At 32.5% G+C, this 18201-nt stretch carries 19 protein-coding genes; 1 reads left to right on the top strand and 18 read right to left on the bottom strand.

The genetic code is table 11. The features are described from left to right. Positions 1–53: 53 nt before the first annotated feature. The 15 genes from tsaB to cyoE form a co-directional block, all read right to left on the bottom strand. Positions 54–749, bottom strand: coding sequence for a tRNA (adenosine(37)-N6)-threonylcarbamoyltransferase complex dimerization subunit type 1 TsaB (gene tsaB, locus ACOQOS_RS17735; RefSeq protein WP_420571812.1), 696 nt, complete (start codon positions 747–749; stop codon positions 54–56). 80 nt (positions 750–829) lie between these two features. Further along, complete coding sequence (locus ACOQOS_RS17730; RefSeq protein ID WP_420571811.1) at positions 830–1015, bottom strand: hypothetical protein; 186 nt, start codon at positions 1013–1015, stop codon at positions 830–832. 53 nt (positions 1016–1068) lie between these two features. Further along, positions 1069–2400 (bottom strand): TolC family protein, encoded by a 1332-nt coding sequence (locus ACOQOS_RS17725; protein WP_420571810.1) that lies wholly within the window; start codon positions 2398–2400, stop codon positions 1069–1071. Positions 2401–2425: 25 nt separating this feature from the next. Continuing rightward, entirely contained in the window at positions 2426–3586 is a 1161-nt protein-coding gene (locus ACOQOS_RS17720; protein ID WP_420571809.1) for an efflux RND transporter periplasmic adaptor subunit, read from the bottom strand. A gap of 41 nt (positions 3587–3627) precedes the next feature. Next, positions 3628–4890: an ABC transporter permease gene (locus tag ACOQOS_RS17715; RefSeq protein ID WP_420571808.1), complete on the bottom strand. Its 1263-nt coding sequence runs from the start codon at positions 4888–4890 to the stop codon at positions 3628–3630. 19 nt (positions 4891–4909) lie between these two features. After that, entirely contained in the window at positions 4910–6139 is a 1230-nt protein-coding gene (locus ACOQOS_RS17710; RefSeq protein ID WP_420571807.1) for an ABC transporter permease, read from the bottom strand. Next, positions 6132–6833 carry an ABC transporter ATP-binding protein gene (locus tag ACOQOS_RS17705; protein WP_420571806.1) on the bottom strand — a complete coding sequence of 234 codons (702 nt, stop codon included), beginning with the start codon at positions 6831–6833 and terminating at the stop codon, positions 6132–6134. The genes ACOQOS_RS17710 and ACOQOS_RS17705 overlap by 8 nt, the downstream gene beginning before the upstream one ends. A 119-nt stretch (positions 6834–6952) precedes the next feature. After that, positions 6953–7183 (bottom strand): hypothetical protein, encoded by a 231-nt coding sequence (locus tag ACOQOS_RS17700; RefSeq protein WP_420571805.1) that lies wholly within the window; start codon positions 7181–7183, stop codon positions 6953–6955. A gap of 10 nt (positions 7184–7193) precedes the next feature. Next, entirely contained in the window at positions 7194–7721 is a 528-nt protein-coding gene (locus ACOQOS_RS17695) for a DUF420 domain-containing protein (RefSeq protein ID WP_420571804.1), read from the bottom strand. 10 nt (positions 7722–7731) lie between these two features. After that, a complete protein-coding gene (locus tag ACOQOS_RS17690) occupies positions 7732–8433 on the bottom strand; it encodes an SCO family protein (RefSeq protein WP_420571803.1) in 702 nt (233 codons plus the stop codon). Between the two features lies 1 nt (position 8434). After that, positions 8435–9145 carry a hypothetical protein gene (locus ACOQOS_RS17685; protein WP_420571802.1) on the bottom strand — a complete coding sequence of 237 codons (711 nt, stop codon included), beginning with the start codon at positions 9143–9145 and terminating at the stop codon, positions 8435–8437. 378 nt (positions 9146–9523) lie between these two features. Next, positions 9524–9913: a cytochrome C oxidase subunit IV family protein gene (locus tag ACOQOS_RS17680; protein WP_420571801.1), complete on the bottom strand. Its 390-nt coding sequence runs from the start codon at positions 9911–9913 to the stop codon at positions 9524–9526. Between the two features lie 33 nt (positions 9914–9946). After that, entirely contained in the window at positions 9947–11032 is a 1086-nt protein-coding gene (locus ACOQOS_RS17675; protein WP_420571800.1) for a cytochrome c oxidase subunit 3, read from the bottom strand. A 46-nt stretch (positions 11033–11078) separates the two neighbouring features. After that, a complete protein-coding gene (locus ACOQOS_RS17670; protein WP_420571799.1) occupies positions 11079–11660 on the bottom strand; it encodes a cytochrome c oxidase subunit 3 in 582 nt (193 codons plus the stop codon). 3 nt (positions 11661–11663) lie between these two features. Then, entirely contained in the window at positions 11664–12575 is a 912-nt protein-coding gene (gene cyoE / locus ACOQOS_RS17665) for a heme o synthase (RefSeq protein ID WP_420571798.1), read from the bottom strand. Between the two features lie 157 nt (positions 12576–12732). Here cyoE and ACOQOS_RS17660 point away from each other — a divergent pair, with 157 nt between their 5' ends. Continuing rightward, a complete protein-coding gene (locus ACOQOS_RS17660) occupies positions 12733–13635 on the top strand; it encodes an MBL fold metallo-hydrolase (protein WP_420571797.1) in 903 nt (300 codons plus the stop codon). Between the two features lie 287 nt (positions 13636–13922). Here ACOQOS_RS17660 and ACOQOS_RS17655 read toward each other — a convergent pair whose 3' ends face one another. The 3 genes from ACOQOS_RS17655 to ACOQOS_RS17645 form a co-directional block, all read right to left on the bottom strand. Beyond that, entirely contained in the window at positions 13923–16034 is a 2112-nt protein-coding gene (locus tag ACOQOS_RS17655) for a gliding motility protein RemB (RefSeq protein ID WP_420571796.1), read from the bottom strand. A 440-nt stretch (positions 16035–16474) separates the two neighbouring features. Further along, a complete protein-coding gene (locus tag ACOQOS_RS17650; protein ID WP_420571795.1) occupies positions 16475–17278 on the bottom strand; it encodes an energy transducer TonB in 804 nt (267 codons plus the stop codon). 110 nt (positions 17279–17388) lie between these two features. Continuing rightward, positions 17389–18192 carry an energy transducer TonB gene (locus ACOQOS_RS17645; protein WP_420571794.1) on the bottom strand — a complete coding sequence of 268 codons (804 nt, stop codon included), beginning with the start codon at positions 18190–18192 and terminating at the stop codon, positions 17389–17391. Positions 18193–18201: the final 9 nt, after the last annotated feature.

Raw genomic sequence — 18201 nt, 5'->3', positions numbered from 1 at the left:
GTTAGACTGTTAGACTGTTAGACAAAAATAAAAGTAATCCTGTTTTAAAGAATTTATTTTTTTGAAACAGGATTTTTCTTTTTAGGCTTCGTTACTACGAAATCTTTTAAATAATACGGTTCAAAATAAGCGACATCTTCAATGTCGTTTTTTTTGTGCTTATCTAAAGCAATCGGAATCATATGCTGGGTAGACGGAAAGTAGATTTCATCATAAAATACTGCGTTTTCATGGGTAATGACTCCTTTGCATTTTTCTGCTCCATTTCCAACAAAGTGCACTTTTCCTTTTGATAAATAATCTTCAAAAGAAGTCTCTGAAATGATTTCTGCTTTGGTTTCTCTTATTTGCGTATAGTTATCATTGAACACCGCAGCATAGACTTCCATACGACGTGCATCAAGCAATGGAATGATCGTTTCTCCTTGTATTTTTATAGAACGTGCTAAAATGGCTAGACTTTCAATTGCCATTAAATCTATATCAGATGCAAAACACAATCCTTTTGCTGTAGAAACTCCAATACGCAATCCTGTGTAAGATCCTGGACCTTTTCCAACCACAACTGCAGACACATCTTCTGGCTTAATTTGAGCTATTTCATATGCTTCTTTGATAAAGACATGTAATTTTTCAGAATGTGAATAGTTTTTATTGTTCTCTTCTTTAAAATACAAGATTTCTTCATCATTTGCTAAACATACTGAACAGTTTGTTGTAGAAGTTTCTAAGTATAATCGTATTGCCATGAGCTACGTAATTTTTGACAAAAGTAAAAAAGCATCAACCTTTATGAAAGTATTGATGCTTTTTTGTGTGTTTTATATTTTTATTTCCGCAAATCCTTTTCAGTCATATCTGGATTATACATTTTACCATCTTTGTCAAATCCCCAAACATTAGAAATTTCACGTAATTGTGGTAATTCTTCTTTTCCAGATTTAATTTTTTGTTTTACAACTCTACGAAGTTTTCTATTCGCTTCTTGCTTATTCTCTTTTTCAGAATCAGCCATTGTAACACCATGGATTTTGGTTTTATTTCTAGACCTACTCACTAAAGTTATACTTATTTTAAATCCGTCAACGGAAGTCCAAAGTAGAATTCTAGTATTTTTAATCGGAAAATGTAATCGTATTTTGTTCGAACTACATCAGATTCTGCACTTTCTAAACGTTGTTTTGATTGACTGAAGTCGAAAGAGTTCATCATTCCTTCATTGAAACGTTCTGTAGAATATTTGTGTGCTTCTCTTCGTGATACTAATGTTTTTTCAGCAGCTTCATACGCTTTTAAAGCACCTCTTGTATCATTGTATGCCTGATTTACAGTAGCTTCTAAATCGATTTTAACTTGATCTAAGTTATATTTAGCTCGCTCAATATTCACTCTTGAACGTTTGATACTGTTTCGCGTTCTGAATCCGTTTAAGATTGGAATGCTTAATTGCAATCCGAAAGAGTGTCCTTTGTTATCAGAAATCTGATCAAAGAAAGGCGGCGTACTACCTAATTCTGTATCAAAGTATCGTGTATTGAATCCGTAGAAACCTGAAAGACTTGGTAATCTTGCTCCTTTTGCAATTTTTAAGTCATATTCAGCCAATTCGATATTTGTCTGCGATATTTTTACATTATTACGCACTTCCAACGATTTTTCAAAAATTTGCTTTGGTGTGTTGTTCATAATTGTTGTCGCAGGAATCATATAATCGCCTTCAGCAATATCAAAATTATCATAATCAGTAATCAATAATAATTGTGCTAATGATATTTTAGAAAAACGCAATGCATTTTCTGCATTTACAATTTGTTGCTCTTGTGTTGCTGCATTTGCTTCGATTTCTAAAGCGTCACCTCTTGGCACAACTCCTTCTTTTACCAATTCGTTTGTACGATTTAATTCACCCATAGTCACTTTGTATTGCGCTTGCAACACTTTTAACGACTCTTTGTTGAATAGAATTTGCAAAAATGCTTGTACTACTTGTAATGAAGTATTGTCTTTGATATCATCTAACTGATATTGATTTGCCAGTAATGCTAAGTTTGCTCTGTGTAATCTGTTTACATTTTGCAATCCATTGTAAATATCAACTCCAACATTTAATCCTCCACTCGAACTTTGTGTCGTTGCAGTTACGTTCTGACCTGTTACTGGGTTTGGGTTCAAACCAATGTTCCAAGAATGCGATGCAGAAGCATTTATTGTTGGCAAAAAGCTACCAATGGCATCATTTTTATCGAGTTCTGAATTTTGCTTGTCGAGTAGTGATTGTTTGATGGCAATACTGTTTTCAAGCGCATAGTCAACACATTCTTTTAATGTCCATTGTTTTTGGGCATTTACGGTTGAAATTGTTCCTACAATGAACAGTATATAAATACATATTTTTTTCATGTGTAATGGTTATAATGTTTCGGTGTTAATCATTTGTTTCATCATCTTCGCTCTCGTCATCAGTAGCATCTGTAGACTTTTCATCATCTTTCTTTTTCGCTTTCTTGTTCCAGATTTTGATTTTATCATCTTCTTTTAAACCAGAAAGGATTTCGATATTTTTTCCATCAGAGATTCCTACTTCAATAAATCTTTTTTCGAATTTTTGATCACCTGTTTCTACTTCTACATATGGCTTATCTTCATTTCTTGAATCGAATCGCAGTAAACCTTCATCAATTACCAAAATATCATTTTTCTTTTCTAATTCGATAGATGCATTTGCGCTATATCCAGCTCTTACAAAATAGTTGTCATCTAAAGCTACGTCAGCTTTTATTTTGAATTGTACTGCTCCACTTTCTTCTACACCTTTTGGTGCAACAAAGGTAAGTTTTGCATCAAATTCTTTATCTTCAATAGCTCCAAGACTTACTTTCAAATCAGAATCAGCTTTTAGCTTTCCAACTTCAGCTTCGTCTACTTTTCCTTCAAAAATCATTTTTCCTAAATCAGCAATCGTAGCAATACTTGTTCCTGCATTGAAGGTGTTACTTTCAATTACTTGATCTCCTTCTTTTACAGGAATTACTAAAATTGTTCCTGAGACAGTAGCTCTAATATTTGTATTTGCTGCCGAACCACCTACAGAACCTTTTTTAATGATTTGCAAGTCACTTTGTGCATTACGAATTTCTTGTTTTGCTTGATTGTATGAAAGTTCAGCTCGTTCAAATTCTTGACTTGAAATGATTCCTTTATCAAAAAGTGCTTTGTTTCTATCGTATGCAATTTTTGCGTTATCTGATACAATTTTAGAATTTTTGATTCTGTTTCTTGCACTGTTTAATGATTGTTCGTTAGGAACTACTTTGATACGAGCAATTAAATCACCTGTTTTGATTTTATCACCTTCTTCTACGTATATCTTTTCGATAATTCCAGAGATTTGAGGTTTAATTTCCACTTCATCTTCTGGAATTACAGTTCCTGCTGCAACCGTTTTTCTTACGATTGACGATTTGAATGCTTTAGCTGTTTCAAACGTCTCTACACTCTTTTGATTTGAGTTTATAAAGTATGATCCCGCTGCAAATGCTCCTAAGATAAATACGATTAATAGTACGATTAATAAAAATTTCTTCATTTTTCTTAGTTCTTAAATTATAATATTGATTGATGTTATTGTTATTCTTCTCTTAATGCTTCTATAGGTCGGACGCTTACTGCTCGTTGTGCAGGTATGAGTCCTATTAATGTACCAAGTATCACCATGAGTCCTATAGCCATCGCTATATATTCTAAACTCACTGTTGGGTTGACAAATGGAAAATCTTCTAAGTCTTTTGCTGTGTTATTTAAGCTTGATAATAGCAATCCACCAACTGTCATTCCTAAAATCCCTGCTACAAGTGTTAAGAAAACAGATTCTAAAATGATTTGCCCTCTTATCTCTCCTGGTTTTGCGCCTAATGCACGTCTTATTCCAATTTCTTTGGTACGTTCTTTTACAGTAATTAGTAGAATGTTTCCAATAGCAATAACTCCTGCTAATATGGTTGCAATTCCTACAATTAAAGCTGTAAATTTTAATCCTTTTACAAATCCTGTAATTTTACCAAACATTTCTCCAAGATTTGCTGCCCCAAAAGCTCTTTCGTCTTCTGGATGCACATCATATCTTCTTTTTAGTAATGTTTTTGTTTTTTCTTCTATTGCTACAATATCTTCATCAGGATATCCTGCAATAACCATCCAACCGATTCTATTTCCTGTATTGAATACTTTTTTGAAAGTGGTAAATGGAATAAAAATTGAGTTGTCTCCTTCAAAGAAATCAGTATTATTTCTTTTGTAAACACCCACTACTTGAAAGTAGATATTACTAACTTTGATGTATTTTCCTATTGGATCGTCTCCTTTTTCAAATAATTCTTGTTCAATACGTTCTCCGATGACACATATTTTACGTTTTTCATCAATGTCTTTTTGATTTAAGAAACGGCCTTTACGAAGTCTCTTTTTTGATACTTTATCAATAATCGGATAGTCTCCAAATACTTTATAGTTTCCTGATTTTAGATTGTTAACAACTAATGGCGCGGCTCCTCCAAAAATCCCTTTTGCATTACGCGGTGCAACAAATTGCACACCTTCTATTTGATTTGCAATTCGATATGTATCGCTAATATCTAGACGAACACTACGGTTTCTGTTGTATCCACCATATGGTATTCCTGTTTGTTGTCCCCAGAGAAATATACTATTGGTAGCCATTCCTCTAAATGCTTCTTCAAAACCATTTTCCATTCCTTTGGCAGCACCTTGAAGTCCTATAAAAAGTAAGATTCCCCAAAATACACCTATGATGGTAATTGTAGTTCGTAGTTTATTTTTACGAATAGCTCCAAAAATTTCTTGCCAAGTATCTCTTGTAAATATAAATTTCATAGTTAGTTCTTGGTTTTTATTATTCGTCTCTTAGTGCTACAATTGGTTTTACTTTAGCTGCTCTTCGCGCAGGAATATATCCAGCAATTAATCCTGATAATATCAAAATAACTGTGGCAAAAATGATTGTTCCTTGACTTACGTTTGGATTGGTAATAAACCAGTCTTCAAGTTTTGTTCCCATGGAATTGAGGACAAAATTCCCAATAAGCAATCCTATGTATCCAAATATGAGTGTAATTACGATTGTTTCTTGAAGAATCATTCCAATTACAGCGCCAGGTTTTGCTCCTAATGCTTTTCGAATTCCGAGTTCTTTGGTACGCTCTTTTACAATATATACCATAATATTACTGATTCCGATAACACCTGCGAACAGCGTTCCGATTCCAATCCAGAGTACTATGATCTGCAATACATTTGCTATTTGTAAGTTTTGCTCTAAATCTTCAATAACACTTTCTACATAAATTCCATTTTGATCACTTGGTGCTATGTTGTGCTTATTTTTGAGTACTTGCTCTATTTCACTTGAAAGTCTTCTAGCTCCATTGGCGCCAATTGCCATATTATACGATAAGTTGATTTGATCAATTTTATCTGTATTCTTATAAATTAATTGGTTTGTTGTAACTGGCGTATAGATATTTCGTTCTTCTCTATCTCCTCCAGCATCACTAAATACACCTACAACTCGGTATACAATTTTATTGAGCGTAAAATATTTTCCAATAGCATTTTCATTTCCAAATAAATCTTTCTCAACTAAACGACCAATAACAGCTATTCTTGCATCATTTTGTATATCGTTATTATTTATATAGCGTCCTTTATCTATGATTGTTTTTTCTAGATATTGATGCTCTGGATGTACAGCTCTGACATTATAATTCCCGTATTCACTTTTGTACTTAACAATAACACCATCATATCGACGCGCAGTAATATATTCAATGCGACTTCCAAACTTTTCTTTTAAAAGTTCTAAGTCTTCATTTTTAAATTCGATACGTCTGTTTTCCTTGAATCCTTTGAATGGTTTTGTTGCAAATCCAGGATAAATGAAGATGGTATTTTGCGCATCATCTTGAAAAAATTCATAGAATGTATTTTTGAGTCCATTCCCCATTCCGAAAAGTATGGTAAATATCAAAATACCAAGCGTTACGGTAAAACCAGCCAAGAGCGTTCTTAACTTGTTTTTGTTTATGGTTTGGAATATTTCTCGCCAACGATCTAAATCAAACATATTGAGAAGCTCTTATTTGTTGTACTTCTTTATCTTGCTCTATCACACCATCTTTTAACATTACAATACGCTTTGTCATGTCTGCAATATCTGGCTCGTGTGTTACGACTAGTATTGTTTTTCCTTCGTCATTAATTCCCTGAAGAAAATCCATTACTTCATATGAAGTTTTTGTGTCTAAAGCTCCTGTTGGCTCATCGGCAAGTAATACCTTTGGTTCTGAAGCAAGTGCGCGTGCAATGGCTACACGTTGTTTTTGCCCTCCAGAAAGTTCACTTGGTAAGTGATGCGCCCAATCTGCCAAACCTACTTTTTCTAAATAGTATAATGCTTTTTCTTTTCTAACTTTTCTTGAAATTCCTTGATAATATAATGGCAATGCTACATTTTCTTGTGCATTTTTATAGTTGATCAAGTTGAATGATTGAAAGATGAATCCTAAGAATTTGTTACGATATATAGCCGCTTTCTTTTCACTTAGGTTTTTGATGGGAACATTATCAAGGTCGTATGAACCTTTATCTGCCTCATCGAGCATTCCAATAATGTTTAGGAGTGTAGATTTCCCTGAACCCGAAGAACCCATTATGGAAACAAATTCTCCTTCATTTATATCAAGATTGATTCCTTTTAGTACGTGAAGATGATTACTTCCCATACGGTAGGATTTATGCAAGTCCTTAATCTGAATCATAATTGGTTAGGTTATTAGTTTTTAACAATATTACATATTTGTATTTACAAGCATTATTAATATTGTGTTAATCTTATTTTGTAATAAGACTATCCAAGAATGATTTCGTTACAAAAAAATTATATTTTTTTTGTCTTCGGTTTTTTGTTGAAGGTTTTGTAGATAAAAAAACCTGTAATTGCCACTAAAATATATGGGATTGCCATAAGATATACAATTCCGTTATTGACACCTCTTGCCTGCGAAGGATCTGAATCTGATTCTAACACAGCTCTACACATAGCACATTGTGCTTCTAGCGACACAACACTTAGCAATAATATAATTAGGATGATATATTTTGTTTTCATTGCTTTGAAATTAGTAATATGGTGAAATCATTAGATAGACAATTACACCAGTTATAGCTACATACAACCAAACAGGAAAAGTAAGTTTTGCAATTTTTTTATGCTTATCAAATCGCTTTGCTAAGGCTTTCACATAGGTTATTAACACCAAAGGAATGATTGCTATACTTAGTACGATATGTGTTATAAGGATAAATAAGTATACTCCTTTTATAATTCCTTCACCTCCAAATTTTGTAGACTCAGAAGTCATATGATACGCCACATACATCCCTAAAAATGCTACTGAAAGTCCAATACATATTTTCATTAACGTTTCATGCAACTTGATTTTTTTGTTTTTAACAGCTACAACTGCTGCTATTAGCACAACTGCTGTAATTCCATTGATTGTTGCATAAATTGGTGGTAAAAACTTAAGTGGCTTTACACCTTCTAATTTTACTCCAAATAAAACAGCTACTACTAAAGGGATTGCTATTGATAAAATGATAATCCACTTTCTGTATTTTTTTTCAATATCGTTTGTCGCTTCCATAAGGCAGTCTTTATTCTTCTTCTAATAAATTTTTAATGTCTTCTTTTAACATTGCCACTTCTTTCGGGTCTGTTCCTTGGTAATATATTTTAGGATTTCCATGATTATCTTTACGTGAACGAATGAATCCGTTTTTATCTATTAGCGCAAAATATCCTTGATGTTCAAATCCTCCAGCCACATCAGGATTGATTCCTGCAAAAATATTAAATCCTGTATTTGAGAGATGGTGTATTTTTTCTATATCTCCCGTTAAAAAATGCCAGTTTAACGATTGTACACCGTATCGTTCTGCATATTGTTTTAATACTTTTGGTGTATCCGTTTTTGGATCAATTGTAAAGGAAGCTATCGCAAAATCATCTCTTTCATGAAATTCCTCATCCAGTGTTCGCATATTACTATTCATTACTGGACAAATCGTTGGACAAGTTGTAAAGAAAAATTCCATTACGGTTACTTTTCCTTTAAAATCAGCATTCGAAATTTCCAGACTGTCTTGATTTGTAAATAGAAACTCAGGAACACTTCGAGCTTTTCCATTAATTTTGAGGTAAAGTAGTTTTTTATTGCGCTCTTTACCTTGAATATTCATTCGGTCTTTTTCGACTATTGAATCTCCTTTTATTTTCTCCACGATTCTAGGAATAAAAATGATTCCAAAAACTAAAATGATGAAAGCAATTCCTATGTATGAATAATTTTTTTTCATGTTATTTTTCTTTTTTGTCAACTTCTATGACTTCTTTTCTTCGATCTTGCGATTGTGCATTTTTAGATTTCCCTCTGTATTCTTCGAATAGAATACGAATATCGTCTGTCATTTTTCCTGATAATTCCGATATAATGGTTGTGTTATAACCATATAACATATAAGGCTCAGCCTCTTCTCGCACTTCTACTTTAGATCTGTCATCAAAACGTCCGCGTAAGTTTTTGTCCTTGTCTATGATATATACATATTCTGAACTTGAATTGTTGTCTAATATTAAAGGAGAATCTAATCCTTCAAAGATTCTTTGCAACTCTCTTTCTTCTACTTCTAGGAAATTCCATGATTTTAGTTCGTCTGCAAAACGACTTATTTGAAACTTCAAATCTTTGATTTCTTCTTGTTGTCCTGGCGTTACCAACATTACCAATTGAAAATGTTTGAAACCACTAAAACGCTTGTATATTTTTTGATTTAAGTTTAAAACATTGATCTTTCTATCTTTTACATTACTTCCTAAAAAGCCAAGAATTGTAATTTTACGATCAAATTGAATCGTATCTTTACCTTCTAATGAATCATAATTTACAAGTTCAGACACATTCATTTTAATCACTGGAAGTGGCGTATAATTATGTGTAGTAAAAAGAAGGATTAAGACTATTGATACTGGCAACAAGAATAATATTGCTAAAATGATCTTCTTTCCCATGTGTTCTTTGTATTATTTTTTTATCCTGTAAAAAACAGTCGCACTATTTTCGGTTTAACTGAGTATACGAAACAATCTGTTTTACAGAATATTTAATGTTTGTCATTAGTCATTTCAAGACTACAAAACGCCTCATTTTTAATGACATATTTTACAATAATTTTGCGATTACAAAAATAAAAATCGATTCGCTATTTAACGCTATAATATTTCATTTTTTTACATTATCACGTGAATTAATTTTATAATTTTTCAATAGATTGAACTAAAATAGTTTCAAGAAACTTTTTCTCACGTGGCGACTCATTTTATTCATTTTTAAACATAAAAAAAGCGATACATTATTGCATCGCTTCTATTTATATTGTTTGTGTCATTTTAAAAATTCCACTTTATGTATCCGTTTGCTTTTACACCTTCGATGTATGTTCCTTCTTGTAATAAGATGAACATTAAGTAGCATATTAAGAAGATTCCTGTCCAAACAATAGCTCTTCTTAATGAACTCTTTTCATCGCGCAAGTGCATAAAGTCCCAAGCGATATAATATGCTTTAACTAAGGTTAAGATAATAAATATCCAGTTAAGATATTTCATCCCAATGAAATAGTTTTCAATAAGAAATGCTGGCTTTACAATACCTAATCCTACCTCAATAATCGTTACAATAGATAAGAAGATCAATACGCCCCAAATTTTTTGAACGTTTGATTTGAACTTTAACGTTCCTCTAAATATTGCTAATTTATGTGTGTTATCGTGTCCCATGATATTATGATGATGCTCTTACTTTTTAAAAAATTAAACTAGGTAGAAGAATGTAAATACGAATACCCAAACTAAATCGACAAAGTGCCAGTATAGTCCAACTTTCTCTACCATTTCATAATTATTCTTTCTTCTTTCGTATGTTCCTAAGATTACATTGAAGAAAATAATAACGTTGATTACTACTCCTGAGAATACGTGGAATCCGTGGAATCCTGTAATGAAGAAGAAGAAATCTGCGAATAATCTGTTTCCGTATTCATTGTGAATAAGGTTTGCTCCTTTTACATATACAATAGCATCTTTTAATGCTTTAACGGATTCTGCTCTAGTTAGCACACCTTTTTGGCCTGTTTGATCTGCATTTATATATTTACTTTCAAAACGTGCTGCCTTTGCTGCATCTGCAGGATCACCTGAAACTTTTAATCGCTCAATGTTTGGCATTAATTCCTGAGTTCTAACAGCTAAGTTTGGTTTTGCATTGAATCCAGTTACTACATCTTGAACAGAGTATGCTGGTAATGCTGGCTCAGATACAAACCAAAGACCTTTTCTACTTTCGTGTTGTACTCTTTCTTTGTGAGAAGCTGTTGTAAAGTCTTCTACAGAAACACGAAGATATTTATCATGTGTATCTTTATGCTTTGAATCTACAAATTGAAGAATTTGACCTCCTTTTGTTTCTAAAGCTCCGTAAGAACCTTTGATAAAGTTTGTCCACTCCCAAGCTTGAGATCCTAAGAAGATTGCTCCACCAATAATAGTAAGGAACATGTAAAAAGTTACTTTCTTCTTGTTCATGTGATGTCCAGCGTCTACGGCTAGTACCATAGTTACCGAAGAAGCAATTAATATAAACGTCATTAAGGCAACGAAATACATTGGATTGTCTCCGTGTGAACCTGGGAAGTGATTATACACTTCATCGGCTATCGGCCATGAATCAATGAATTTAAATCTTGAGAATCCGTATGCCGCTAAAAATCCTGAGAATGTTAGTGCATCAGATAAAATGAAGAACCACATCATCATTTTTCCATAGCTGGCGCCAAGCGGCTTATTTCCGCCTCCCCAAACTTTACCTTCTGTACCTGTATTTGAAACAGTAGCTTCCATAAAAAGTATACATTTTTAAAAAATTGTTCAAATTTACGTTTTTTTCTTATCTTAAGAAATATAAAAATAAAAACAAGAAGACCCACAGAATATCTAGGAAATGCCAGAACATTGCACCTAGTTCTAAACCAAGTGTTTGCCCTTGTTTATACTTTTGTTTAAAATGATTATAAATTACAACCAATAACACTAAAATACCAGCAGCTAAGTGCAGTAAATGTGTAACAACTACAATATACAAGAAAGAAGTTGTCACTGTACTTTCTTTTCCTGTAAAATAATAACCTGTCTCTATGATTTGGTTGAATCCTTCAAATTGTAAAATTACAAATATAATTCCCAATGCTAATGTAGTTAGCAAATACAACGTTGTACTAGAACGCTGTCCTTTTTGAATAGCAACTTTTGCTAAGTGAAAGGTAACACTACTAGCTATAATAGCTATGGTACTGTATAGAAATGCTATAGGCATTTCGAAAGTATCTAACCAATCTGGACGTTCTTGACTTACAATGTAAGCACTCGTTAATCCTGCAAACATCATAAACATACTTATCATTGCAAACAACAACATCATTTTCCTTGACCTTGCTCGCTTTTCTTGAAATGTTCCTTGCGTTAAATCCATAGTTTATTGTAAAAATTTATCAATAACGAATAATACTTGAATTAATGTTATATATCCTACGCTAGCTAACATTAATGCTTTCGCAGATTTATTATCCATGTTTCTGTATAATCGAATTCCATAGTATAACAATCCCATTCCTGTTAAGAATATTAATATTGCTGAGACTATTGACAATTTTAATTCACCCGTAAGTCCTGAAACTGGAAATATCGAAATTAAAATTAGCCAAACCGTGTACATTATTATTTGTAATGCAGTTGCTTTATTTTTTTTACCTGTTGGCAACATAAAGAAACCGCCTTTTTTGTAATCATCAAATAAGAACCAGCCAATTGCCCAGAAATGAGGGAATTGCCAAAAGAATTGTATCATAAATAGTATCCCTGGCTCAATTCCAAATTTTCCTGTCGCTGCAACCCATCCTAACATAAAAGGAATGGCTCCTGGCAAAGCACCCACAAATACCGCTAAAGGTGTAATTGTTTTTAATGGCGTATATACACATGTGTACAAGAAGATAGAAATTGCTCCAAACATCGCAGTTTTCGCATTGATTGTGTAGAGGATAGCAATTCCAGCAATCGTGAATAGTGAAGCAATGATGAAAGCTGTTGTAACAGACATACGACCTGAAGCTACAGGTCTATCTTTGGTTCGATCCATTTTTGCATCTAAATCCTTCTCAATAATTTGATTGAACGCATTGGAAGCTCCTACCATAAAGTAACCGCCCAATGCTAGCAATAACAATATTTTTATATTGAAACCTTCTGCGCCAACTGCCAATAAATATCCTGCTAAAGAGGAAAACACCACACTAAGTGCTAATCCAACTTTGGTAAGTTGTTTAAAGTCTTCAATTATTGAAGCTAATGTGTATGTTTTTTTAAGTGTATCCAATGCTGTTTTCATCAACCTTGCTAAATTCTTGCAAAGATAGAGTACAAATACATTGTACGCAATGATTTTCAAATAGTTTTATAGCTTTTCTAAATACTTATTGTTTTTCTATTTCTATCTTTGGAAAGGAAGCTTATTTTTTAACGACTATTGTCTAAAATAAAATCTTATGAAATTTATACAAATTACATTATCTCTTATTTTCTTTTTAGCTACCTCTAACGGTTTTGCTCAAAAAAAAGAAGTTCAAATTAAAGTAAATAAAGTAACAGATAATGTATATATGCTCATCGGACAAGGCGGAAATATTGCCATTTCCGTTGGAGAAGATGGTGTTTTTATGATTGATGATCAATTTGCTCATTTAACTCCAAAAATTTTAAAAGCTATTCAATCTGTTACAGATAAACCTGTAAAGTTTTTAATAAATACACATTGGCATGGTGATCATACAGGTGGAAATGAAAATATGCAACAAGAAGGCGCCGTTATTGTAGCTCATGAAAATGTAAGAAAACGCATGAGTATAGAACAGTTTAATAAAGATCGCAACAGAACAACTCCTGCTTCGCCAAAAGAAGCATTGCCCGTTGTTACATTTTCAAAAGATGTTTCTTTTCATTTTAATAGAGAAAGTATTTTTATTTTCCATGTACACGAAGCGCATACAGATGGTGACGCCATGGTATATTTTACAAAAAGTAACGTATTACACATGGGAGATACTTATTTTCAAGGAAAATATCCATTCATTGATTTAAATTCTGGCGGAAGCACACAAGGGTATATTGTAGCTATTAAAAAAGCTCTATTATTGATTAATGATGATACAAAAGTAATTCCCGGACACAGAAGCCTTTCTACAAAAGCTGAGTTGCAAGCATATGTAGAGATGCTTGAAGACATTGAAAAGAATATTATTACTGAAATCAGCGCAGGTAAATTGGAAGAAGAAGTGACAAAAAACACTTCTCTTACTAAAAAATATGATGATTTAGGTTACGGTGATTGGTTTATTTCCGGAGAAGTTTTAAGAAAAACTTTCTACAGAAGCTTACAAAAAGCCCAATAAATTTCTAAAGTTTATAATAATCACTCCCGCAATTACAAAAAACACACAGCCCAGTAGAAATACTGGGTATTCTTTTACCATGTAATTTGATCTTCTAGTCCTTTTGTAAACTGATAAGTCAAGTGATTTGTATCCTAAATAGATAAAAGGTATAATTAATAAAAAAACGAAAAACGGCTTAATCATTTTTACTAATAGGTTTGGGTATACAAGAAAGATATCTTGCTGGTTGGTTATAATTATCGAGGCTGTTTAACAAATTTATAAAAAAAAATGACATATTGCTGTTAAAAATCAAAATACCAGTTAAAAATATCTGTTCTTATTCCAAAGTTAATCCAAGTAGTATTTTCTTTAAAATCAACTAGCGTATTCGCATCAGGGTTGAAGCTTCTGTAAGTAAGGTTTGCAAAGATTTTTAGATTGGTTTTCGGATTGACAATATACCCAACATTTAAGTCTCCTATAAGTACATTTGTTTTGTTTCCTTGTAATAATTCAACACCTGTGTCACCAGTTCTATTATCATTGTCAATATAAATATTACTTCCGTAACTTGCATTATCTATTGCTGGGTCAAAATCCAATCCTCTTTGCCCATAGATAAGTTTTGCACTACCATACCATCTATTGCGATTGTAACGTGCAATTCCAATAACTTCTCGGAAGTTTGCGCCCCATAAGTGCGCTAATGACTGATTATTATGCCCGTAATTTGTTGCTACTATGTTGTGCGAATATGTGTATGGTCGAACTTGATTGTATTCAAATTGTAATAACAGATTCTTTACTTTAAAAGCATTGTAATACTTTGCGCCCAGCTGAAAACCATATTTGTTTTTCCAACTTTGATTTCCTGCCTTGATATCATTCAAAGAGAATTCATCTAAGATAAATTGCCCATAGAAATTCACGTTATCATTCCATTTGTATTTTGAACTCAACCCTACGATTGCATTTCCTGATCGTGAACCTGTAGAAAATTCTATAGCTCGGTAAAATATAACTGGATTTATATAGTTAAAGTCAAAACCACGATTGTTATCGTTTTTCCAAATTACAGATTCAAATAAACCTATATTTAGTTTTTTAGAAACATTCCAACTCAAGTAATGATTCGCAATGTATTTTGTTAGGAAAGCTCCATCTTCCGTTACTTCTGGACGTACATCACGCAACCACATCCAAGTATTTGTATATTTTATTTTCCAGAAAGAAGTATTTAATTTTAAAAACGGATATGGACTTGTTGCATCGCCTACAAATAATGAACGATATCCATCTCCTATAAAGTTTTTACCATGTCCTAATTGCACATTAAATGTTTTATTAGGCGCATATGAAATATACCCTTCCGCAACAGGATAATCATAAGAATCTTTTTTAAATTCTTTAGCAATACCACGACCAGGAATGATTGCTGGATTTCCTCCTGATGGTTTTATACTTTCCGCATATCTGTTAAAATAATCTGCAAACCGTCCTTGACTTTCAAATACTGTAGCTGAAAAATTCAATCCTTTTCCTAATCCTCCTTGTACCTGAACTCCTCTGGTATTGTTGTATGTATAATCAACTTCGCTATCTGTATTTTTACCGAGTTGTAAATCCAGAATAGGATCTAACACAAACCAATAATTTTTTCCTTTTACAGTCACTAAATGCTCATTCCATAGTTTTCGTCCAACCCAAGAAGAAGCTTCTCGTTTTAATTTTGTTTGCTGCGCATTGAAGTCGTAATAGTTTGAAACAGTATTGTATAAATACGGTTTTGACGCCGTATGACTGTTTGTTCCTACAAGGTTAATTTGGCGATCAAAATACGCATACATGTCATGAGAAAACGGAATATTTAAGTTGCTTTTATATAACTCGTCTTCATAAATTTCCAATTCATCATTGACTGTTTCGAACTCTGTCTTTGCCGCAGCTTCTAGTTCGTTTTCTTTTTCTTCGATTGTTTTCGGACTTTCTACAGCATTGATGTCTTCCAATGGAATTTTTAGCTTCATGGTAAATTGTACATAAGCTGGCTTACCACTATACATTGCTGGTGTAATTTTTGGAAGTAAACCAAAAACACGTTTCACCTCTTCTTTTAAGTCTTCATAAACAGCATCGACATACAATACTTTGAACGTACCTTCTTTTGTTACTTCAAACAAGACAACAAGATCTCCTGCATAGTTTTCTTTACTGACAACATCTGGCATTTTAAAGCTCTTGTTGACAAATGTTCGCAAGGTTGTATTGAAACAATTTTCAAGATCAGCAATGGCTACATTTTCACATTCAGTAAATACAGGATATTTTTCATAATCACTACTTGAAGTTTGACCTAGTACACATTGAAACACTAAGAAAGAAAGTAGATATATTGACGTTTTGAGTCGCTGCATATTTGAGGATTTATGAATGCGAAAGATACTATATTTTCATAAAAATTGACAGGTTCGTATTGTTTATGATGATAGAATTTTAAAAAAAAAAAATTATTTAGAGTTCTTTAAGAAATTTTTAGAAGCTTTTTTCGTTATCTACTCCTAAAAACAAGGAAATTATGCTCTTTTTATCTTAAAAAACTAAATATACGACGATAAAGTGCATTAATTGAACGTAATAAAAGCGCAGTACGTTAGTTTTTCGTACTTTTGTAACATACTTTCTGATTAAATGACCTTTGTAAGTCTTGGTAACATTTACAAAAGGCTTTAAGTTGACATTTTTCATAATAATCGGTTTTAATGTTAATGTAATGATATGTCACAGAAAGTATACCTAAAAAACCGAGTGAATAACTCGGTTTTCCTTTTTTTATATATCATGTTTCTCTTAGAACTTAGTCTACTCTAAAAATGATAGGCAGCGTATATTTTACTTTTACATTTTTACGATCTTGCTTCCCTGGTATCATTTTAGGTAATGAACGTACTACTCGTTCTGCTTCTTTTTGCAATTTTGGATGCGGAGCTCTTGCCTGAATTCCAGTAACATTTCCGTTTTCATCGATCACGAATAATATATTGATTCGTTTTACACCTTCATCTAAACCAACATCGGAAGCAATTCCTGTATTGAATTTTCTGTTTATGTGTTTTCGAATTTTATCAGACATACATTTTTTTTGCTTATTCTTGTCTTTGTACTTTTCACAACCTGGAAAGATTGGTGCATTTTCAACAAAATCAATAGGAATTTCTATATTTTTATTTTCTTCAGCACCTTCATCAATGACCGCAACTGCATTGGGATCAAACTTATCTGTAACTTCTACAGGATCAGCAGATGTTTTTAAAACTTCATCTTTAATTTTAAGATCATCATCAATAGCTTTTATTTCATTTGCAATTACTATTGGTTTATGAATAGGTTCAGGTTTTAATTCTTCTACTTCAATCACTTCTTCTGTGATTATAGGTATGTAATAAGTATCATCTTCTATGATAGTTATAGCATCCGCTAATGCTACTTCTTTTGAGATTTGAACTTGAAATACTGTATATACAATGAATAAACTTAGCGCAAGACTAACTGAGAATCGTAAGAATGGACTTTTTTGAATTTTTAAATCATCCTTTTGGGTAAGGTAATTTTGCTGCATACTATTTGCGTCCACACTTTTTGTGTAATTGGTATTTTTCATAATAATCGGCTTTAATGTTAATGTAATGATATGTCGCAGAAAGCATACTTAAAAACCGAGCAGGTAACTCGGTTTATTTTTTTAGTATGCTATTATGTTTCTTCAAGTGATTAGTCAACTCTGAAGATAATAGGTAATGTATATTTTACCTTTACATTTTGATTTCTTTGCTTACCAGGAATCATTTTAGGTAATAAACGTACTACACGCTCTGCTTCTTTTTGAAGTTTTGGATGCGGAGCTCTTGCTTGAATTCCAGTAACATTTCCGTTTTCATCGATCATGAATAATACATTGATTCGCTTTACACCTTCATCTAATCCAACATCGGAAGCAATTCCTGTATTGAATTTTCTGTTTACATGTTTTTGAATCTTATCAGACATACATTTTTTTTGCTTGTTCTTATCTTTGTACTTTTCACAACCTGGAAAGATTGGCGCATCTTCAATAAAAGCAAAAGGAACTTCTTCGATAGGCTCATCATCATCCATAACATCAATATCACCCGTATTTACAACTGGTTGCGTTACTTTTACAGGCTCTGTTGAAGTTATTAATACAGTTTCTTTTAATTCCTTATGATCGTTATCAACTTCCTTAATTTTATCAATAATAAGTGTTTGTTTCACAACTGGCTCTGGATCTAATTCTTTCACCACAACTACTTCTTCTTGAAAAACAGGAACATATGTTTCGATATCTTCAATAACTTCTACAACATCTGTAGTTGGTTCAGCTTCTGTTGTTGTTTGAATTTGAAATACCGTGTATACAATGAATAAACTCAGTGCGAGACTCACCGAGAATCTTAATAATGGATTTCTTTGAACTTTAAGATCGTTCTTTTTTGCAAGGTGACTTTCTTGTACACCATTTGCATTCACATTTTTTGTGTGATTTACATTTTTCATATTAATCGG

This window comes from Kordia sp. (assembly GCF_965224175.1).
Lineage (GTDB): Bacteria > Bacteroidota > Bacteroidia > Flavobacteriales > Flavobacteriaceae > Kordia.
The sequence above is the reverse complement of the archived record's forward strand: the minus strand, read 5'-3'. Positions and strand labels throughout refer to the sequence as shown.